The sequence below is a fragment of the Anaeromassilibacillus sp. An200 genome, from assembly GCF_002160025.1.
GTDB classification, from domain to species: Bacteria; Bacillota; Clostridia; order Oscillospirales; family Acutalibacteraceae; genus Caccousia; species Caccousia stercoris.
Genome location: NZ_NFJU01000041.1, coordinates 1 through 19531, shown reverse-complemented (window position 1 = coordinate 19531; position 19531 = coordinate 1). Strand labels below are relative to the sequence as shown.

The following is a 19531-nucleotide window of genomic DNA, read 5'->3' as shown; positions in this document are numbered from 1 at the left end:
TCTCGCGCAGGTTGCAGATATGAAAACCTATCGTATTGTTTTCGTTTCCTGTAGTGAAATCGCCCCAGACCTGTTCGTAAATCTGTGCGTAGGTCAGCACACGGCCTTTGTTGGTGGCCAGCAGCAGGAGAATCCGATATTCTTTTGCGGTAAGCTGAATCTCCTGGCGGTCCCGAAAGACCTTTCGTCTGCTTGGAAAGAGCTCAAGACCAGGGAGCGACACCATCGGTTCCTCATCAATCTCGAATTTTTCTATCTCAGGGTGGTTTTTGAGGATAGACAGGATCTGCTCCAAAACTTTCGCATCTCTTTCGTGCAGCTCCAGAATCATGACTCGTCCGATGATATCACCGCTTTCTCACTCTGTTTATGAGCAACTTTCAGCCGCTCAAAGGTTTCCTCGCTGATTACATGCTCGATCCGGCAGGCATCCCGTTCCGCCGTTTCGGGGTCTACGCCGGCTTCAATCAGCCGGTCGGTAAAGAAGCGGTGCTTTTCGTAGATTTGCTCGGCGACTTCCCGGCCCACATCAGTCAGGTGCAGGAAATAGTCGCTGTCCATCGTCAGAAAGCCCCCGTCCCGCAGGGTCGCCACCGCATGGCACACGCTGGGCTTTGACACCTCCATGTGCCGGGCCACATCTACGGACCGCACCATTCCTTTTTCTTTTTGAAGTACCAATATGGCCTCCAGATAATCTTCGCCTGACGCATGGAGCTTCATTTTACGCTCCCCTTATTCAGCAGGTTTCAGAGAAAGAATGTCGAAGAAGTAGGGCGTTCCGGTAAAGGTATAGCCGGAGATCTTGTCCGTGTTATAGACGATCATATCTTTCTGATAGGTCAGAGGAATGTCCAGCACCGTCCCAATATCGAAGTTGAACAGGTAAGTATAAGTATCCCGCACCTCCTGCTCATCCACCATGTTTGTCAAGTCCTTGATGGTGGCGAGGAATTCGTCGGAGCCCTCAATGCCGGGCAGGGAGGGCGTCTGAGGAACCATGCTGTCCATGGGGGTAAACCAGCAGTGGGGGGAAGCAAAAGCAAACTGACTGTGCCACAGGGTCAGATCGAACTTACCTTCCAGATAATCAGCGTACCACTGCATCTGCTCGGTGCCGTAGATGGTCACATCAATCCCTACCTCCGCGAGCTGGCTCTTGATGACCTCGGCGGTAGGCATACTGGTTGCACTATAATCAGATTCCAAAGTCAGCAGCAGATTCAGCGGCTCGCCATCTTTCTCACGGATTCCGGTGTTCTCATTCATGACCCAACCGGCCTCGTCCAGAAGCTGATTCGCCATGTCGGGGTTATAGTCGTAGGTGGTTTCCAATTCTACATCAGCATAGGGCGTATCACGAGTAACAATCATATCTGCCGCAGGCTCATAACCATTAGAAGTAGCCTGGGACAATTCCTCTTTATCGATGGCGTAAGCCACAGCCTGCCGTACTCGGAGATCAGACATATAGGGACGAGTGGCATTGGTAGTGATAATCTGCACACGGGTGTCCTTATCCGCCATCTGGCCTGCAATACCGTCCATGGCAAGGGCCTGGTCGTATTCCTCATAACTCAGCAGACTGGCACCGTAGATCATGTCAACCTCGCCGGTCTGGAGCGACTGCAGGCGGGAGGTGGAGTCAGGAATGTACTTGACGATGATCTCATCCCAATAGGGCTTTTCGCCCCAGTAGTCCTCGTTGCGGACAAAGCGGGTGTACTCGCCGGCCACATACTCGTCATAGATATAGGGACCAGTACCAGCCACACCGGAAATGGTCTGGAAATCATCCGGAATAATGAACTCCGGCGCGCTCATGGGGCACACATCCGACCAGCAGAAGTCTTGCAGATAGGCATAGAAGGGATGGTCATAATGGAGTGTGATGGTGTAGTCATCGACAATCTCCATTTCCGTAATATCGGTAATGCCCTTCAGCGTGTAGAAAGACGGATTGGACTGCTTATGTTCCAAGTTAGTCTTGACCGCCTCGGCGTTAAACGGCTCTCCATTGTGGAAGGTAACTCCCTGCCGCAGATGGAAAGTAAGTTCTGTCTGGTCATCATTATATTCCCAGCCCTCTGCCAGACCGGGGACAATTTCTCCGTTGTCAAAGTCCACCAGATTCTCATACACCAACTTGGATGTGCAGCACAGGGAGTTGTTCATGTAAAGAGTAGAAAGATTTGTGGTTTCCGCTCCAATGGCAAAGGTCAGAACTTTTTCCTCTGTGTTCGTCCCCGTACTGGAGGACGGGGTGCTTTCGGATTCCGAAGAGGTTGGATTGCCGCAGGCCGTTAAGAGCATGGCGAAGCAGCAGACCGTGGCAAGGAGACGAGCAAATTTCGATTTTTTCATGGGTCATGTCCTTTCTTTTGGATTTTTTGAATTTATGTCAATATTAGATTGACCGATACGGATGATTTGCCCGTGCTCCAGCTCGTAAATTCGCTGGGACAGGCTGTACGCGAACTTCATATCATGGGTAATCAGCAGGTAGCTGCATCGGTACTCCCGATGGTATGCCTCCAGCACCTCCCGGATCGCCTTTTGAGAAATCAAGTCCAGGCCGCTGGTCAGTTCGTCCAAAATGAGATACTCCGGTCGGACAGCCAAAGCCCGTAACAGAGCTACCCGGCGCTGTTCACCCCCGGACAGGTTTCTTGCCGGAGTGTTAAGCAGCCTGCGGCTGGTGGCCGTCAGATCCATCAGCTCCAAAATCCGCGCTTTCCTCTCTTGGGAGGTCAGTTTGGTCAGATTACGCAGAGCCTCCTCCAGATTGCGGGCCACAGAGAACTGGCGGTTTAAGCTGCCAGTCGCATCCTGAAAAACAGCCTGTATCCTGGTCCTGTGTCTACGCCACTGGTTGTAGGTCCATTTGCCGGTGTCCTCACCATCTATCAGAATTTTGCCCTGGGTCGGGCGCTCCAGCCCAATCAGAAGGCGAGCCATCGTACTTTTCCCGCTTCCGCTTTCACCCATCAGGCTGACATTTTCGCCTTTGGCCCAGGTAAAAGAAATGTCACGCAGGGCAGAAAACGGCTTGCCGGAGGCATCTGGGAAATCTTTGCTCACATGGGTAACGGCGATTTGCTCCATGTCCAGCCACCTCCTTCCTTTGTGCTGGCGAGCCGCACAAATTCTTTGGTCCATTCCTCCCGTGGCGAAGCAAACAGGCTGCCGGTCGTACCCCGCTCCGCAATCGTCCCACTCTGCATGATAAGCAGCTCATCGCAGAGTGTCCGGATCGCCGCATCATCGTGGGAGACAAACAGAATTGCCGACTGCTGTTTCATCCGCGCCAGTTCCTGAATGAGATACGATTTATTCTCTTCATCCAGTGCAGAGGTAGGCTCATCCGCGAATATGTACCGCGGAGACAAGCCGATTAAAATTGCCATCGTCACACGCTGGAGCATCCCGCCAGAGAGCTGCCCCGGATAAGCACGGTAAACACGCTCGCTGTCGGTAAGATGGACCTTTTTCAGTGCCTCCATGCTCAATTTCTGTGCGGCCTTTTTTTCGATATGTAGCCGCTTGCGGAAGGTCTCAGTCATCTGTGCGCCAACTGACACATGGAGATTTAACGCTGTCATGGGATTTTGCGGGATAAACCCTAATGTTGTGCCGCAGAGCTCCCTCCGCACTTTCTCCGCCTGTTGAAGAAGGTTCTTCCCGTCCAGAAGAAGCTGCCCTCCGCAGATCGCAACATCTGGGTCCGAAACCCCCAACAAGGCTTTCAGAAGGGTTGTTTTTTCGCTGCCGCTGGCTCCGGTCAGGCCCGCGCAGACCCCCGGCTCCAGGGCAAAACTCACATGATCCAAAAGGAGTTTTCCCTTGCGTGTCCGAGCGGTCAAATCCTTAACTTCCATCATGCCTACTCACCTCCCTCCAGCTGCTTTGCCAGCATGTTAAAAGCCAGCGTGCAGAGAAAGATAAACAGGATTGGCAGGAACAGCAGAGAGGGCTGCGTCATCAGCATACTGCGCCCCTCGGAGAGCATGGAGCCCCAATCAATCACATCATCGCCCAGCGTCAGGCCAATAAAGGAGAACGCCGAGATATTCATAATCATCTCCGCGCAGGACAGGCACAGAAAATGTACCAGCGGCCGGATGATGTTCGGCAGGATATGGACAAACAGCACTCGGCTCCGGGAAGCCCCGGAGGAAACGGCGCACAGCACATAGGCTTTATCCAGCTCCAGCTCCGTCTGCGTCTTGACCAGCTTAATCATTCGCAAAATGAGGGAAACGGTCAGCGCCACCAGCATGGTGGGGATGCTGTTGCCCCAAATGCCCACGAAGATAATCAGGTATGCCAGCGGAGGAATAGCCGTCACCGCGTCCAGCAGGCTGCTGAATGCCAGACTTTTGGCGGCGTTCGCCCGTCCGAGCCACAGTCCGATTAAAGTTCCGAGGACAAGCACGATGCTGCCGCCCAGCAGGACGATTCCAAGCGTTACCTTTCCTCCGTATAAAAGCCGGGAAAGTTCACAGCGCCCAAACTGGTCTGTTCCCAGTGGAAAGTCCACACTCGGAGCCGCATACTTGTTCACAATGTCCATCGCCTCCGGGTCATTGGGCGCAATCAGGAATCCGAGAAAGCAGAAGGCAATGATGAAAACAGGAATCAGCCATTTCAGATGCTTCATGCCTCGCCCCCCTTTCTGGTCTGGAGAAGCCTCTGGATAATATCCGCCAGAATATTAAAAATCACCAAGGCAAAGGCCAGAAACAGCACCGTGGCATAGATAACTGGCAGATCCCGGTTTGTCAGGCTGTCCACAATACGGTAACCAAGGCCCGGCAGGGAAAAGATGTTCTCTACAATGGCGGACCCCGCCATGCACATCCCCATCATCTGCATAAAGGTGGGGACAATGGAGATGACCGCCTGGGGCAGAGCATAGCGCACCACGATGTAGCGGTCGCTGAGACCGCGGCAGCGGGCATAGAGCACGCTGTCCTCATTCATGGCCTGCTGAATGGCCTTAGAGAGCATCTGCCCGAAAAAGGCGATCCCGCTTACTGCCAGACAGAGCGCCGCAGGAAGGTATCGCATCAACCCTGTGTTTCCCGCCACGCTCATAAGATTCCAGCGCACTGCTACCACATCAATAAACGATGTTGCCAGATAAAAGGCCGGTATGGAAATTGCCGCGATGGACACGAAGCCCAGCACTTTTCCTACAAAATTTTTGCGGGCCAGGTAAAGCAGAGTACCTAAAATCAAAGCTCCAACAGCCTGAAGGACAGTCGCCAGCAGAACAATGCAGGCGGTTTCCTTTGCGGCCGTCCCCACAATGAGAAATACATCTTTGTTGTCCACAAGGGAAGTTCCCAAATCGAAGTGAAGCAGATCTCCCAGCCAGTCCAAATACTGCACGACAAGCGGGCGGGTTAAGCCCATTTCTTCCCGAATCAATTCAATTCGGGAATTGTCCACCGTAAAGACGCGGCGCGCATAGGCTTCCGCAGCGTCAATCGGAGAGAGCTTCATCAGAATGAATGCAATCGCCGTCACCAGGAATAAAGTCAGGAACAGTTGTAGGATTTTTTGAAATAGGAATCGTTTTGTACTCACACCTCCGCCTCCTTGTACTATGCGTTGATTTTCCAGTCAATCGCCGCTCTCCGATTCAAAATGAAGTCGGCATAGATTCCTTGTTGCCCAATGAGCTGATCATGTGTGCCGTGCTGAACGATCTCCCCGTGATCCAACACCAGAATCTGATCGGCATTTCTTACTGTTTTCAGACGATGAGCAATCATAATGATGGTCTTGCCTCCGGTCAGTGCTTCGATGGCCTCTTGCAACTCCGCCTCGTTCTCAGGGTCAACATTGGCCGTGGCCTCGTCCAAAATGATGATCGGCGCGTTCTTGAGCATGGCCCGTGCGATGGAGAGTCGCTGGCGCTCCCCGCCGGAAATTGTGGCTCCGCTCTCACCGATGATGGTATCGTAGCCGTCCGGCAGGGCCGTGATGAACTCATGGCACCGGGCCGCCTTTGCTGCGGCCACCACCTCTTCATGAGTGGCGTCCGGCTTGCCGAATTTGATGTTGTTCTCAATGCTGTCATTGAACAGGTACACGCGCTGAAAGACCATGCTGAAATTGCGCATCAAACTATCCAGCGCATAGTCCTTCACATCAATGCCGCCCAGCTTGACCGCGCCGTTGTCCACATCCCAAAACCTTGCCATAAGGCTGGTGAGAGTGGTCTTGCCGGAGCCGGAAGGACCCACGATGGCAGTAGTTGTCCCTTCCGGGATGGTAAAGCTGACATCGCGGATGATTTTCCGCTCTCCATAGGAAAAGTCCACATGCTCGAAGGAAATATCGTAGTGTTTCGGCGTCTGTACGGAGCCGCCCTCGTCCATCCGGGGAGCGCGGTCGATCTCCTCCACCCGGTCGATGGAGGCGTCAATCATAGGCAGCATGAAGAACATCTCGCCGGCAGACTCCAGCTCGCTATATACCAGGAAAGCGGAAACCACCACCATCAGGCAGGTAAAGAGGGTCATACTGCCTTGCAGGAAAAACCAGATCGAAAACAAAATCGCCGCCACCGCCGTGACACGCAGGACAATCTGCTCCAGCACATTGTAGGGAATACGCTTGCGCTCGAGCTTGAAATTCTGCTGTTCCGTCTCCTCAATCGTGCGGTTCAGTGTCTGATTGGCGGCTTTGTCTCCGTGGAAAGCGCGCACTACGCTCATGCCCTGTATGTATTCCAACACAGCGTCCACCAGCCTTGTCTGGGCCGCCAGTCGTCCCGGAGACAATTCTCTGGACTTTTTCAGCAGCAGCGAATTGCCCCAGAGGAACAGGATCATGCCAAGCAGGAAAATCAGCCCAATGCGCCAGTCAAAGCACAGGATCGCCAGAGAGAAGATCGCGGTCCGTATCATGCCCACCACCGTCCGGGCAATTACCGCAAAGGACATACTCTCCAAGTCCTCCATGGTGGAGGTAGCCGCCGCGGTGAGGCTGCCCAGGCTCTGGGTGTTGAAGTAGCCCATGGGCATATATTTCATGCGCTCTCCGATATGGATGCGTTTCTCTGCACACATCCGATAATTGGCGTGGCCCTCGCTGTTGTGAGCCAGATACCAGCACAGGGCGGCTCCGGTCACGCTGACCGCCATAATCCCAAAGGCCATCCACGGGGTGGCACCGGTCATGTTCTGCTCTACCAGGGCGCGGAGCACAACCAGCAGCGCCGCAAACTGCAACGCCTCGAAAATGCTCCGTAGCAGTTCAAAGGCCATTCCCTTATACCAGGTGCCTTTCTGTTCCCCGGCAAAGTGGAAAAACCGCTTATATGCGTCAAACATGCTCGCCACCTCCTGTTCTCATATCCGTATCTTTCGCCTGCGTGTGGGCCGCCCACATCTGAGCGTAGAGGGGGCACCGTTTCAGCAGTTCGTCATGCGTTCCCGCGTCCAGGATTTTCCCTTTGTCTACCACAGCGATTTGATTTGCATCGGTGATGGTGCTCAGACGGTGGGCGATGACGATGAGTGTCTTTCCACGGGTCAGCCTGCCGATGGCGTCCTGTAGCACCGCCTCGTTCTCGGGGTCCGTGTAAGAAGTCGCCTCGTCCAAAATCACAATCGGGGCATTTTTCATCATGGCCCGCGCAATGGCGACCCGCTGGCGCTCTCCGCCGGAGAGGTGTCCGCCTGCGCCGCCTACCACAGTGTCATACCCGTGGTCCAGACCCATGATGAACTCATGACAGCCAGCCGCCTTTGCTACGGCCTCTACTTCTTCATTAGTGGCCTCCGGCCGTCCCATGCGGATGTTTTCCCGGACAGAGACATTGAACAGAAAATTATCCTGGGAGACATAGCCAATGAGGTCCATTACCTGTTCCGGCGGCAGGTTTTTCACATCCTCTCCGCCGATGGTGATGCTCCCGCCTCCGGCATCCCAATAGGAGGCAATGAGTTTGGCGATGGTGGACTTGCCGGAGCCGGACGGCCCCACCAGCGCGGTGGTCGTGCCTTGCCGGATGTTCAGTGTGACGCCGTTCAAAACCTGCTTATCTTTGTAAGCGAATGTCACATCCCGCAGGCCAATGTCCATCCCATGCAGTTCTTTTTTCTGCACGGGCCGCTCCAAATCCGGCTCGGACAGCACAGCGCAGATTTCCCCGGTGATGGTCGCAATTTTGGAGAAATCATCGGTCAAAAAGATCGCCGCTACCAATGGCCCCACGATACCGAGGGACAGGATTGCAATCGTGATAAAATCCGGGGCGGTCAGGCTGCCATTCCGATAAAAGACACACCCAATGGGCAGAACGCCGATCAGCACAGCGGGCCAAATAGTCATCATCAGGGCGGAGCAGCCCTGTGTGGATTTCATCCAGTCCAACATAAGGTCTGCGCTCTGCCGCACGGCCTGCGTAAACTTTCCATAAGAGGCCGCACTTTGATTGAACGCCTTGATGACCTCAATGCCGCCTATGTACTCCACCGTGGTGGCGCTCATGTGCTTGCTGGCTTGGACGACCGCGCCGTACTTTTTCGGGTACTCTTTCATCTGAGCCATGTAACAGAGCATCCCAATGGGGATGGTGATAAGCGATACCAACGCCATGCGCCAGTCCAGGAGAAAGAGGTAGACCACAATAGCGATAGGGACCAGCAGATTAGAGGTCATTTCCGGAATAATGTGGGCCAGCGGGACCTCCATCTGCTCCACACGCTCCACCATGGTCGTTTTCAGGCGGCCCGACGGCGTATCGGTCAGATAGCCCATGGAAACGCGGGTCAGCTTATCCGCCACGGCCTGCCGCAGCTCCGACAGCACATGGAAAGTGGCCTCATGGGAGCACCGTGTAGAAATGCCGTGAAGAATAGACTTGAGCAGATAGGCGATCAGGGCCGCCGCTCCCCAGGCCAGATAAATGGAAAAGTTTTTTTCACCAGAAATAAGCAGATTGACCATCCTTGCCACAGCAAAGTATGGCACTATTCCACTGGCCACACTGAGAACAGCAAGGATAACTGAAGTAATAAACCCTGCCCGGTGTGGCTTGATAAATACCATCAAATTAAATGGCTTCTTTTGTTGCTGCATTGTATTCCTCCTGAAAGTTAGCGAGACCTAACCGTCAAGCAAATAAAAAAGCCGACAACCCGCAGGATCGTCCTGCAAATTATCGGCTCTGCGTCTTGGCGTCTGGCTCTGACAATATGATATTTTGTCCCTCCACATCAACAATGTGTTCCTTTCCGCATTTGGGACAGAAAAGCGGGAAGTGCTTTAGAACGGTGTCTGGATTCACCTTGGTGCGGGTCTTATTGCCGCAGGTAGGGCAGTGAATCCAGCCGCTCCGATCAATCCATCCACTCAACAATCCTCACCTCCATCATCGGAAAAAATGGTCTGCCATCCCGCCGTATAAAAGCGGCGCATTTTCTGGATGTGCTTCATGGCCTGCTCCTTCGGCATATTATGAATGACTACCTCAAACATTCCTGTATAGAAGGCACTGGAAAGAAGATGGTTCAACTCCAGGGTAAGGCGGCCGCTGGAAATCGCATCATTTCCGGAGGCTTCGATATATCGAGCAGTACATCCGGTGTCCAATTCAACAACTCGGTGGATGAACTCCTGATAAGCGTTGTTCTCTCCACTGGTAAACAGCAATTTGAACTCCTCGAAATGATCGTACAGGTAATCCACGACTTTAGGGAATTCGTCGTTTGAGCGGCGCAGCATTTGCCTCGTCTGTTCTTCTCCGGATAAGCGATTGAACTGATACAAAACAGATTGCAGCAATTCACAAAAGCCGTCTATTGCTGGCTGTACCAGAGAACGGTATAGGCTCTCTTTGTCCGGGTAGCGGATGTAGATCGCCCCTTTGCTGGAGCCGGCCTTTTCCGCAATCGTCTGTAAGGAGGCCCGCTCATATCCATTTTTCAGGAATTCCTGCTTGGCTGCTTCCATCAGCTTTTCCGTTACTCCCGCTATACGCTTTGCCATGTGTCGCCTCCAACATTAAAACCAAAGGTTTCAATCCATCGGTTTTAATATAGCACAAACTGGTTTATTCGTCAATAGGAAGATATTTAATAACGCTTAAAAATGGCATTTTATCCTGATAATATGAAACAGTCCGACGTAACTATGTGATGCATCAGTCCTTCAGCATACTCTTTCAATTCCAGATTTTTGACACAGCAAAAAAGTGCGGCCCCCGATAATAGATGAGAACCGCACTTTTCTACTTCCATACTTCTCAAAGCGATAACCATACCTGTGTACAGTTTGAATCGCATCGACATTTAGTTTTTTCTTATCTTGTAGATCCTGCTGGTGACACTTTCCGGGCCAGCAGCAAGATCATCCGACATCGCATACTGATAAAGCTGCTCCCGGGTAAAGGTCCAACCGGGATGTGAAGCCAGATAATACAAGATGTTGAACGCTATTGTAGTCATCTCTACGACATGACCATTTACAAAGACTCTGCGTTGGTTTGGGTCTATATACAGATCATCATAGTGCAGCACAGCTATCCCGGTCAACAGACTCACCCCCATTACCTCTTGCCTGATACAGACCTTTTCAAGTGCTGAAAACTACTCTCGCTGATCACATGCTCAATCCGGCAAGCATCCCGTTCCGCCGTTTCGGGGTCTACGCCGGCTTCAATCAGCCGGTCAGTAAAGAAGCGGTACTTTTCGTAGGTGGCCTCGGCAACCTCACGCCCAAGGTCGGTCAGGTGGAGGAAGCGATCTCCATCCATGTGCAGGAAGCCGCCCTTTTTCAGTGTAGCCACCGCATGGCACACACTGGGTTTGGACACCTCCAAGTGTCGGGCCACATCCGCAGACCTCACCATGCCCTTTTTCTTTTGGAGGACAAGGATGGCCTCCAGATAGTCCTCCCCGGACGCATGAAGTCCCATGGTTCACCTCAGCTTCCTCTTGAATTTCAGGTTTGGGGCGTTGTGACCTCCCACATGACCGGCATATTTCCGGCGAGTCCACCGCAATGGGCAGAGCAGCCCTTGCAGTCGTGGCCGCAGGCGCAGATGCGGCGCAGATATCCGGTTCGCTCCAGAAATTCCATCTGCCGTTTGACATCCTGCGGCGTGGCATCCAGGGCGGCAGCCAGATCCTCCACTGAGTAAGCTCTACCTTCCGCGAGCAGCTCCAGCAATTTAGTCATAGCTACGCCTCGCTTACAGGAACAGTGCGGCCACATGATAGACCACAAAGGACATGAGCAGAGCCACACAGATGTAGTAAATGGCGATCCGCACCGTCCACTTGGCCGAATGGGTCTCATTGTAGGTAGAGGCCACCGCCACCACACAAGGGATATTGAAGGTGACGGCGAAGATGAAGGCCAGCGCCTCTGCGGGAGAAATGTTGGCAACCAGGATCTCTCCCAGATTGGCCGCCTGTCCCGCTGCGCCCACTGTGGAGGCAAAGATGGTACCGGTGCCGGCGTACAGAGAGCTGAGAACACCCAGCGCGGCCTCCTTGCTCACTGCAGAGGAAATGAAGGCCAGGAAGGTCTGCCAGCTCAGGCCGAAAATACGGGTCACAGGCTCGATGGCCGCGCCAATTTTGTAAATAACGCTGGCTGTCACATCTCCGTCGCTGGAGTAGGAGAGCAGCCAGAAAATGAGGGAGATCAGCAGGATCACCTTCAGCGCACGGATCAGCACATCCTTCGTCCGCCCAAAGACATAACGCAGCAGGTTGCCCCACTTGGGACGGTGATAGGGCGGCAGTTCCATGATGATGCCGGTGCGATCCTCCTCTTTCACCAGCTGGCGGCCGAACACCTTGGAGGTGAGCCACATGTGGAGCAACGCCACGAGGAAGATGCCTACGATCACAAGGGGCGCCCATACGCCGAAGAACACGCTGGAGATCATGGGGACGATGGCCCAGGTGGCGGCGCAGGGAACCGCCCAGGCCAAAGCGATGGTCAGGATGCGCTGGCCCCAGTTGTCGATGACCCTGGTGCCGGCAGCGCCACCGATGGTGCAACCGAAGCTGACCAGAAAGGGCATGATGGCCTTGCCCTGTAAGCCCAGCTTTGCCATTGTGTTGTCAAACACATAGGAGATGCGGGCCATATAGCCGATCTCTTCGATAAAGCCGAACACCAGCGTGATGCCAAAGACAAAGCCGATCATGGAGATGGCAAAATACAGCGCATTGACGCCCACATCACAGATGAGACCGATGACGAACTGCGGTGCGCCGATGGCGGTGAGTCCCGCCGTGAGCCCCGGCGTCAGCAGGGATGGAAGCATACTGCCTACGATCATAAAGGGAGCTGCCGGAATAAAGGAGGCAATCAGCCCCAGCAGGATGATGGCAACTGCCAGAGGCTTGCCCCAACGCTTGCTGGTGGCCAGCCGGTCAAATTTACTCAGTCCCTCGAACCGCTTCTTTCCGGACACGGCGCGGTCCAGCAGACTGTCGATCCAGTCAAATTTGCACTGGCCGGTATGTAATGCTCCATCTTTTACGGCGCAGGCAAGCTGCCGAAATTTTGCCCGGTCCTCCTTCGCCAGCAGTTCCTCCACACGGGCGGTCACAGGAGCATCGCCCTCCATCACCTTGGCGGCCAGCCACAGCGGAGCATAATCCCCCATACCCTGGGTGGGCATCATGGCCTCCAGTTGGGTAAAGCCCTCCAGCTTCCGATACCGCTCCGCCAGAGCATCCGTGCGCAGCGTTTTGCGCTCAGACAGGGCGCGGTCCAGCGCGGTGTAGAAGCCGTCATAGTGCTTGACATCCGTGGCGGAGAACGGCACCACCGGGATGCCCAGCTTTTTCTCCAGTACCTGGGCGTCCACGATCTTGCCCTGTTCTTGGGCCACATCCATCAGGTTGAGAAGCAACACGGCGGTGGTCTCAATGCCGGCAAAGTCCGCCAGCATGAAAAGGCTCCGTTCCAGCTGGGAGGCGTCGGCCAGAATCACCACCACATCGGCCTTGCCTCCGGCGATGTAGTCCCGGGTGATGATCTCCTCGTCAGAGTTGGCGGAGAGGCTATAGGTGCCCGGCAGGTCTGCTACCGTGTATTTCACGCCGCCACGGGTGAAATACCCCTCCTTCTGTTCCACCGTCTTGCCGGGCCAGTTGCCCACATGCTGCCGCAGACCGGTCAGGCCGTTGAACAGAGTGGATTTGCCCGAGTTAGGCTGCCCCAGCAGGGCAATGACCGTCTCTTTGGTCTGTACCGTACTCATGTTTTATCCCCTCCCATCTGGATGTTATCGCATTCGCCCCGATCCAGGGCGATCATGGAGTCCCGGCTGAAAATCAGAATGGGACGCTTTCTCTCATTTTGCAGCACAGTCACCGGGCACCCGATGGTGAGTCCGATGGATGTGACCCGGCTCAGAAACCGGGTATCACCGCAGATTGCGCTGATCACGCCGGTCTCTCCGTTTTTTGCTTCGGATAATTTCTTCATAGTTTCCTCCCTCATGGCTTTTTATCAATCCGGTACAACCGACGGTATTCCAAAGGAGTCACGCCGGTCTCCCGCCGGAAGGCGGCACCGAATTTTCCTTGGTTCTCATATCCCACTGCATCGGCGATATCGGAGATCCGCAGAGCCGTGCTGCTCAGCAGCTCCTTTGCCCGCGCCATCCGCATGGTTCGGAGATAGACGGAGATGGGTACGCCGTAAACCTGAGAAAAATACTTTTTCAGGGATGCGGGGCTGACCCCTGCCAGTTCCGCCAGCTGCGGCAGGCCGATCTGACAGCGCAGATCCTCCGACATTGCCTCCGATGCCTTCAGAGCTGCAGCTCTTTGCCCGCGGGTCAGGAAAATCGGAGCCAGTTGGCCGGACGTCTCTTTCCCGGTATCAAGAAGCCGCAGCAGTTCCAATGTCAGAAAACGATAAGTGGCAAGATCCAAGTCTGCCTGATCGATGTGGACCATGAGCTGTCTGGCTCTCTGTTCCCAGGACGCAGACACTTTGGAGAGAAAACTGCCGCTCCGATTCGCCAGTCTGGCCGGCGCTGTGCTGAGGTCGATTCCATAATCCAAAAGAGCGACATTCCCTCCGCACATCTCTAAATCCACCGCCATCTCCAAGCCCTGGTAGCATCCGCCGGGGCAGAGCATGACGCCCACCGGTGGATTGACATCGACGCTCAGCGTTCCCTGATCGATATAAATGTACCCCGCTGGCAACGGCACTTCACACCGGCCGCCGGTACAGAAATTGAGCTTCAAATAGTGGTAGTCCCCGGTGGGCCGAATGGGCAGCTGAGGCACATGGAAATCGATAGTCCACACCTGTACCCCTGTCCACAGCTCCAGCAGGCACATCACTCCTTCCCCGTGTTCGGTTGAAAAGGTCATGCGGCGCACCAGTGGGGAGAGTGCCGTCTCCTGGATGCAGTAGTGCATGACAAAATCCGGATCGGCATTGTAATGCATTGCGTCCCCCTCTTTTTGGTTAGCTAAAGCTAACCATCAAATATACCATACCATATCCAACAGAATATTTCTGCTCCATCGAGCTACTTTTTCTCCGCTGGGCTTATGACTTTGAGAGGATCTTTCCAGTTGATATGTAAAAGTGTATATCCGGCTCCACGGATTGCCTGCCGCAGTACGGCCTCCGGCAATGGCTGCACCATTCTCACGAGAGCGGTCTTTCCCCCCAGATCCACCTTTGCCCATACGCCATTCAGTTCATTTAGGGCGTTTTCTACACGAACGGCACAGTGGCCGCAGGTCATACCATCTATGGTCAACACTGCGGTATAGGGGTAGTGCGTTTCATCCCGATCCGCAACGCGGCGTTTGACTGGACTCACTGCACCGGAACCGCAGCACCCGCCCCGCCGCAGGGTTTTACCATACCGCCAGATGCCAAAGCAGCACACAGACAGGGCCAACCCGATAAAAACAATTTCCATTGGGTACCTCCTCAAGCGGATAAGTCAATCATCCCAACTGCCACCGGGCGCTCTGGTTCTGAAGCTCCACCATGTGCCGGAACAGGCCGCTCTCCGCCATCAGCTCCTGCGGGGAGCCTTGCTGCGCCACTTTTCCGTCCTTCAGCACCACGATATGATCCGCCCCGGCCACGGTGCGCATCCGATGGGCGATGACCAGTACCGTTTTGCCTGCCAGAAGCCGAGAAAGCGCCCCCTGCACCTTGGTTTCGTTTTCCACATCCAGAGAGGCGGTGGCCTCATCCAGCAACACGATGGGCGCGTTCTTGAGCAGCGCTCGGGCGATGGAGATGCGCTGCCGCTCGCCGCCGGAGAGCTTGGCGCCGTTTTCTCCGATGGGCGTCTGATATCCCTGTGGCAGTTTACTGACAAACTCCTCGCAGTTGGCGGCCCTGACCGCAGCCATCACCTCCGCGTCGGAGGCACCTCGCCTGCCCAGGCGGATATTCTCCATCACCGTGTCGTCAAACAGCACCACATCCTGAAAAACCATGGAGTAATCGGTCAACAGCACCTCCGGGTCCACCGTGGCGATATCCACCCCGCCCACTTTAATAGTACCCCCGGTGATATCCCACAGGCGGGCAGCCAGCCGGGCGCAGGTGCTTTTGCCGGATCCGGAGGGCCCCACCAGCGCGGTGATCTCGCCTTCTTTGGCGGTAAAGCTGACATCGTGCAGGACAGCCTTTTCATCATAGGCGAACTCCACATGGTCAAAGACAATGTCGTGTCCCTGGGGTTGGAAAACCTCCGCCCCTTCGGCGATGGGCGTGTCGAACAGCGCGTTCATCCGGTCTGCCGACACCTGGGAGACAAACAGCTCGGCGATCAGTGCCAGGCTCTGATCGAAGGGGGCATAGATCCGGGTGATGACCATCAGGAACAGGAACAGCAGCATGAAGTCGATCTGTCCCGACAAAATCAGCCCCGCACCCACAAGGATCGTGGTGGCCACGCCCAGCCGCATGATGACGCTGGCCCCGTTGACGAACAGGCCGGTGACCAGCTCGCCGCGGATCATGATCCGTTCATGGTCGTCAATCTTCCGGTACAGCCCGGCAAGGTATCGCTCCTCCTGATTGGTGGCACGGATCTCCCGCACATTTTCCAGCGCCTCCTGCATCCCGTCCGAGACCCGCACAGCGGCGCGCTTGATCTGCTCCGCCTGGCGCTCGGTAAGCTTCCGGCTCCCAAACAGCAGGCCAAAGGCCACCGGCACCCCCCAGAGGCAGGCAAGGGCCAGCCGCCAGTCATACCAGAGCAGGCACACCGCAATCACGGCGGTGGATATGTAGGAGCCGTACAAGTAGCCCAGCACATGGCTCCAGACATGCTCCATGCGGTTGACATCGCCCATCAGGGTCTCCGTCAGGTCGGCCAGATCCCGCTTGCCGAAAAATCCGAGCGGCAGCTTGCGAAGCCGCTCCGCCAGACGCAGGCGGGTGGCCTTGACCTCACCGTACACCAGGCCGTAGGTGGCCTTGTACTGCTGGAGATGAGTGAGAAAGGAGAGAAATGCAAATATCACGAGGCCAACCAGCACCGGCAAGGCCACAGGCAAAACACCGCCGGCCAAAGTTTCCATAAGGCCGGACATCACAAGGTACAAAATGCCGACCCCACCCATGACCACCAGATTGACGATTACCGTCCAGAAGGTTCCCTTTTTGGTGTTCTGTACGCCCTGATCCGTCAGGGCATATTTCCGTTGAAAGTTTGCTCCGAACATTACCGTTCCTCCTTGCCGCTTTCCATTTTCCACTGGATCGCCTGATTGTAGTCGGCCCACATCCGTGTGTACAATCCTCCTGCCGTGATCAGCTCCCCGTGGGTGCCTTGCTCCGTCACCCGGCCACCCTCCAGAACCAGGATCTTGTCCGCACCCACCACCGTGGAGAGTCGGTGGGCGATCATGATGACGGTGCGGTCCTTCGTCAGCCGTGCGAAGGCTTTCTGTATCAGCGCCTCATTTTCCGGGTCGGCAAAGGCCGTGGCCTCATCCAGCACTACGATAGGTGCGTCCTTCAAAATGGCCCGGGCCAGGGCGATGCGCTGGGCCTCGCCGCCGGAGAGATAGGTTCCCTCGGTGCCGATCACGGTGTCCAGTCCCTGGGGCAGCTTTTCCAGAATGTCGCCGCACTGGGCGGCCTCCAGGGCGGCCAGCACCTGCTCCCGGCTGGCGTCGGGCCGGGCGGCCCGAACATTTTCCAGAATGCTGGCTTTGAACAGCCGGTTGTTCTGGAACACGAAAGCCACCTGCTCCATCAGAACATGGGGATCGAGCTGGCGCACATCCACGCCGCCCACCTCTACCGTGCCAGTATCCGCATCCCAGAACCGGGGGATCAGGCTGGCGGCAGTGGTCTTGCCGCCGCCCGAAGGCCCCACCAGCGCCACCGTCTCTCCGGGCTCGGCGGTGAAGGAGACATGGGACAGGGCGGGGGACTGCGCGCCGTCGTAGGTAAAACTCACATCCCGGAAAACCACCCGATTGTCCTTGGGCGTCTGGGGATGCTCCGGTACCGCCAGTGTCGGCGCGTCCATAACCGGCTGGATGCGGCCCAGAGCGGTGTCGGCCAACATCATGCCGGAGGCCGCAAACATGATTTTGGCCAGCGCGGTGGAAATGATAGCGGAGAACACGGCGTAAAAAGCAAAGTTCGTTACAAATCCCGCATAATCACCGGAAGCCAGCGCACCGGGAGCCAGGAACAGCACCATCGGCACCAGAAACAGAAAGGCGCCCTCGGTGAAGGTCAGGTTGATGGACTGGGGCACACGGCACACATCGCCCTGATAGTGCTCCGCCTTGGCGCTGTAGTCCTCGATGGCCTGCTGAAAGGCCTTGAAGGAGTACACGGTCTGCTGAAAGATCTTGACCACCGGAATGCCGCGCACATACTCCGTGCCGGATTTGGTCATGCGGTCCTGAGCCGCCTGGTATTCTGCCATCAGTGCGGCATTCTTGCCGCCCATCATGCTGCACATGGCGAGGATGGAAATCACCGCCGCCAGCAGGCAGGCCGCGCCCATGCGCCAGTCAAACACAAACATCAGCACCAGCATGGCGATAAACAATGTGACTGTGCCCACGATGTCCGCCAGATTATGGGCCAGCAGCGTCTCCGTATCGGCGGCGGCCGCATCCAGCCGGCTGCGGATCAAACCGGAGGCGTTGGCGTCAAAGTAGCCCAGAGGCGCCTGCATCACATGGGCCATGCCCTGCTTGCGGATGTTGGCCGCTGTGCGGAATGCGGCCAAATGGGTACACATCAGGCCCAGAAAGTAGATGAGGATACCGCCCACCGCAAAAGCGAAGGCGATCCAACCGTAGTCCGTCACGCTCCGGGCCTGCGTCCAGTCCGGCGCCACGGCAATCAGATCCCGTGCTGCCAGCCAGATGCAGAGGTACGGGATCATGCTGCACACCATGGAGACCGCCGACAGTCCCAGTCCCAAAACGGTGAGCCGCCTGTGACTGCCCGCATATCCCAGCAGGACGGCCAGCGCGTTTTGCTTCTTTTGCTTCACAAATATTCCTCCTTTAAGGTTAGCTTTAGCTAACCGTTGGTGTAAAAAGAAAGGGGCAAAGCCCCGATCTTACCAAAAAGATTGGCGGTATCTTACTGCCCGATCAGCTTCAGCCAGCCGGCAGTGTAGAAGTCCCGCAGCTGGTCCACATAGCGCATAGCCTGCTCCTTGGGCATATCGTGGATGACGATCTCAAAGATGCCGTTGAACATTCCGCTGGCGATGATGTGGCACAGCTGTGCATCCAGCTGGGGGCATTCATACCCCAGACGGTGCAGAACCTCCAGGTATTGGAGGGTGTATTCCACTTCGACCTCCACCATATTGTGGACGAAATGTTCATAGCTGGTGCCCTCGGCCTTGCACAGCAGCAGCTTCACAGGCTCCCGATGGTCGCAGATGTAGTCCACCATCCAGTGGACGCACTGGCTGGACTCCAGTCCCATGTGTTCCGGCTGTTCCCGCTCCGGCAGTTCGGCAAAGTTGGTCTGCGCCTCCATGAACCGGCCCATCAGTGCGGCGGCGTGAGGCTCCACAATGGAGGCAAAGAGCGCCTCTTTGCTGGAGAAATAGCCGTAGAACGCACCGGTAGTGACACCAGCCTGCTTCACGATCTGCCGCAGGGAGGCGCCCTGAAAGCCTTTCTCTGAAAACTCCTCCATGGCGGCCTGCTGGATTTTTTCCAGGGTCGCAGTAGACTTCTCTTCCATATGCGCACCTCATGTAACAGTGTTATATATAACACTGTTATAATAGAGCAAACCATATTGTTTGTCAAGAGCCAGTGAATAAAGTATTACAAAAAAGGGTTGCTGTATAAAACCACAGCAACCCCTTCATATTACTCAGCAATCACTTCCAAGCTATAGCCAACCTCCCGCACGGAGCGAATGTAGAACGGGGCATCTGGATTGGCCCGATACAGCTTCTCGCGCAGGTTGCAGATATGAAAACCTATCGTATTGTTTTCGTTTCCTGTAGTGAAATCGCCCCAGACCTGTTCGTAAATCTGTGCGTAGGTCA

Annotated in this window: 22 protein-coding genes; all 22 read right to left on the bottom strand. The window is 55.4% G+C overall.

All coding sequences use genetic code 11. The features are described 5' to 3' along the window. Nucleotides 1–295: winged helix-turn-helix domain-containing protein (locus tag B5F35_RS15085; RefSeq protein WP_242969551.1), on the bottom strand; the 295-nt coding region annotated here is incomplete at its 3' end. A 32-nt stretch (nt 296–327) separates the two neighbouring features. After that, nucleotides 328–723, bottom strand: a complete 396-nt coding sequence (locus tag B5F35_RS15080) for a metal-dependent transcriptional regulator (RefSeq protein ID WP_087242414.1) — start codon at nt 721–723, stop codon at nt 328–330. Between the two features lie 12 nt (nt 724–735). Next, the gene (locus tag B5F35_RS15075) at nt 736–2364 is read right to left on the bottom strand and encodes an ABC transporter substrate-binding protein (protein ID WP_087242413.1); all 1629 of its coding nucleotides are present in this window, start codon (nt 2362–2364) and stop codon (nt 736–738) included. Nucleotides 2365–2367: 3 nt separating this feature from the next. Continuing rightward, complete coding sequence (locus B5F35_RS15070) at nt 2368–3105, bottom strand: ATP-binding cassette domain-containing protein (protein WP_242969550.1); 738 nt, start codon at nt 3103–3105, stop codon at nt 2368–2370. Next, on the bottom strand, nt 3078–3881 hold the full coding sequence (locus tag B5F35_RS15065) for an ATP-binding cassette domain-containing protein (RefSeq protein ID WP_087242409.1): 804 nt from the start codon (nt 3879–3881) through the stop codon (nt 3078–3080). The genes B5F35_RS15070 and B5F35_RS15065 overlap by 28 nt, the downstream gene beginning before the upstream one ends. 2 nt (nt 3882–3883) lie before the next feature. Then, nucleotides 3884–4660, bottom strand: coding sequence for an ABC transporter permease (locus B5F35_RS15060; RefSeq protein WP_087242407.1), 777 nt, complete (start codon nt 4658–4660; stop codon nt 3884–3886). After that, on the bottom strand, nt 4657–5592 hold the full coding sequence (locus tag B5F35_RS15055; RefSeq protein WP_087242405.1) for an ABC transporter permease: 936 nt from the start codon (nt 5590–5592) through the stop codon (nt 4657–4659). The genes B5F35_RS15060 and B5F35_RS15055 overlap by 4 nt, the downstream gene beginning before the upstream one ends. A 17-nt stretch (nt 5593–5609) precedes the next feature. Further along, complete coding sequence (locus B5F35_RS15050) at nt 5610–7346, bottom strand: ABC transporter ATP-binding protein (RefSeq protein ID WP_087242403.1); 1737 nt, start codon at nt 7344–7346, stop codon at nt 5610–5612. Then, a complete protein-coding gene (locus tag B5F35_RS15045) occupies nt 7339–9099 on the bottom strand; it encodes an ABC transporter ATP-binding protein (RefSeq protein ID WP_087242401.1) in 1761 nt (586 codons plus the stop codon). Before B5F35_RS15045 ends, B5F35_RS15050 begins: the two co-directional genes overlap by 8 nt. 79 nt (nt 9100–9178) lie before the next feature. Then, complete coding sequence (locus tag B5F35_RS15040; protein WP_330396275.1) at nt 9179–9376, bottom strand: cysteine-rich KTR domain-containing protein; 198 nt, start codon at nt 9374–9376, stop codon at nt 9179–9181. Next, on the bottom strand, nt 9373–10008 hold the full coding sequence (locus B5F35_RS15035; protein WP_087242399.1) for a TetR/AcrR family transcriptional regulator: 636 nt from the start codon (nt 10006–10008) through the stop codon (nt 9373–9375). Before B5F35_RS15035 ends, B5F35_RS15040 begins: the two co-directional genes overlap by 4 nt. A gap of 302 nt (nt 10009–10310) precedes the next feature. Further along, nucleotides 10311–10562, bottom strand: coding sequence for a winged helix-turn-helix domain-containing protein (locus B5F35_RS19320; RefSeq protein WP_242969549.1), 252 nt, complete (start codon nt 10560–10562; stop codon nt 10311–10313). A gap of 5 nt (nt 10563–10567) precedes the next feature. Beyond that, nucleotides 10568–10936, bottom strand: a complete 369-nt coding sequence (locus tag B5F35_RS15025) for a metal-dependent transcriptional regulator (RefSeq protein WP_087242397.1) — start codon at nt 10934–10936, stop codon at nt 10568–10570. Between the two features lie 26 nt (nt 10937–10962). Continuing rightward, on the bottom strand, nt 10963–11199 hold the full coding sequence (locus B5F35_RS15020) for a DeoR family transcriptional regulator (protein WP_087242395.1): 237 nt from the start codon (nt 11197–11199) through the stop codon (nt 10963–10965). Nucleotides 11200–11212: 13 nt separating this feature from the next. Then, nucleotides 11213–13246: a ferrous iron transport protein B gene (feoB, locus tag B5F35_RS15015; RefSeq protein WP_087242393.1), complete on the bottom strand. Its 2034-nt coding sequence runs from the start codon at nt 13244–13246 to the stop codon at nt 11213–11215. After that, nucleotides 13243–13473, bottom strand: a complete 231-nt coding sequence (locus B5F35_RS15010; protein ID WP_087242391.1) for a FeoA family protein — start codon at nt 13471–13473, stop codon at nt 13243–13245. The genes feoB and B5F35_RS15010 overlap by 4 nt, the downstream gene beginning before the upstream one ends. An 11-nt stretch (nt 13474–13484) precedes the next feature. Beyond that, nucleotides 13485–14453: a helix-turn-helix domain-containing protein gene (locus tag B5F35_RS15005; protein WP_087242389.1), complete on the bottom strand. Its 969-nt coding sequence runs from the start codon at nt 14451–14453 to the stop codon at nt 13485–13487. An 83-nt stretch (nt 14454–14536) separates the two neighbouring features. Beyond that, nucleotides 14537–14938 (bottom strand): heavy-metal-associated domain-containing protein, encoded by a 402-nt coding sequence (locus tag B5F35_RS15000; RefSeq protein WP_087242388.1) that lies wholly within the window; start codon nt 14936–14938, stop codon nt 14537–14539. 28 nt (nt 14939–14966) lie between these two features. Continuing rightward, entirely contained in the window at nt 14967–16706 is a 1740-nt protein-coding gene (locus tag B5F35_RS14995) for an ABC transporter ATP-binding protein (RefSeq protein ID WP_087242386.1), read from the bottom strand. Beyond that, entirely contained in the window at nt 16706–18508 is a 1803-nt protein-coding gene (locus tag B5F35_RS14990) for an ABC transporter ATP-binding protein (RefSeq protein WP_087242385.1), read from the bottom strand. Before B5F35_RS14990 ends, B5F35_RS14995 begins: the two co-directional genes overlap by 1 nt. A 92-nt stretch (nt 18509–18600) precedes the next feature. After that, complete coding sequence (locus tag B5F35_RS14985; RefSeq protein ID WP_087242383.1) at nt 18601–19218, bottom strand: TetR/AcrR family transcriptional regulator; 618 nt, start codon at nt 19216–19218, stop codon at nt 18601–18603. A gap of 131 nt (nt 19219–19349) precedes the next feature. Further along, nucleotides 19350–19531, bottom strand: a 182-nt coding sequence (locus tag B5F35_RS14980) for a winged helix-turn-helix domain-containing protein (protein WP_140401238.1), incomplete at its 5' end; no start/stop codon positions are given.

What these genes read in the sequence shown, in the direction of transcription:
- B5F35_RS15080 (WP_087242414.1), bottom strand. Translation starts at nt 723, where the DNA reads ATGAAGCTCCATGCGTCAGGCGAAGATTATCTGGAGGCCATATTGGTA.
- B5F35_RS15020 (WP_087242395.1), bottom strand. Translation starts at nt 11,199, where the DNA reads ATGACTAAATTGCTGGAGCTGCTCGCGGAAGGTAGAGCTTACTCAGTG.
- B5F35_RS15065 (WP_087242409.1), bottom strand. Translation starts at nt 3,881, where the DNA reads ATGATGGAAGTTAAGGATTTGACCGCTCGGACACGCAAGGGAAAACTC.
- B5F35_RS15060 (WP_087242407.1), bottom strand. Translation starts at nt 4,660, where the DNA reads ATGAAGCATCTGAAATGGCTGATTCCTGTTTTCATCATTGCCTTCTGC.
- B5F35_RS15035 (WP_087242399.1), bottom strand. Translation starts at nt 10,008, where the DNA reads ATGGCAAAGCGTATAGCGGGAGTAACGGAAAAGCTGATGGAAGCAGCC.
- B5F35_RS15045 (WP_087242401.1), bottom strand. Translation starts at nt 9,099, where the DNA reads ATGCAGCAACAAAAGAAGCCATTTAATTTGATGGTATTTATCAAGCCA.
- B5F35_RS15075 (WP_087242413.1), bottom strand. Translation starts at nt 2,364, where the DNA reads ATGAAAAAATCGAAATTTGCTCGTCTCCTTGCCACGGTCTGCTGCTTC.
- B5F35_RS14995 (WP_087242386.1), bottom strand. Translation starts at nt 16,706, where the DNA reads ATGTTCGGAGCAAACTTTCAACGGAAATATGCCCTGACGGATCAGGGC.
- B5F35_RS15005 (WP_087242389.1), bottom strand. Translation starts at nt 14,453, where the DNA reads ATGCATTACAATGCCGATCCGGATTTTGTCATGCACTACTGCATCCAG.
- B5F35_RS15025 (WP_087242397.1), bottom strand. Translation starts at nt 10,936, where the DNA reads ATGGGACTTCATGCGTCCGGGGAGGACTATCTGGAGGCCATCCTTGTC.
- B5F35_RS14985 (WP_087242383.1), bottom strand. Translation starts at nt 19,218, where the DNA reads ATGGAAGAGAAGTCTACTGCGACCCTGGAAAAAATCCAGCAGGCCGCC.
- B5F35_RS15010 (WP_087242391.1), bottom strand. Translation starts at nt 13,473, where the DNA reads ATGAAGAAATTATCCGAAGCAAAAAACGGAGAGACCGGCGTGATCAGC.
- B5F35_RS15000 (WP_087242388.1), bottom strand. Translation starts at nt 14,938, where the DNA reads ATGGAAATTGTTTTTATCGGGTTGGCCCTGTCTGTGTGCTGCTTTGGC.
- B5F35_RS15070 (WP_242969550.1), bottom strand. Translation starts at nt 3,105, where the DNA reads ATGGAGCAAATCGCCGTTACCCATGTGAGCAAAGATTTCCCAGATGCC.
- B5F35_RS15050 (WP_087242403.1), bottom strand. Translation starts at nt 7,346, where the DNA reads ATGTTTGACGCATATAAGCGGTTTTTCCACTTTGCCGGGGAACAGAAA.
- feoB (WP_087242393.1), bottom strand. Translation starts at nt 13,246, where the DNA reads ATGAGTACGGTACAGACCAAAGAGACGGTCATTGCCCTGCTGGGGCAG.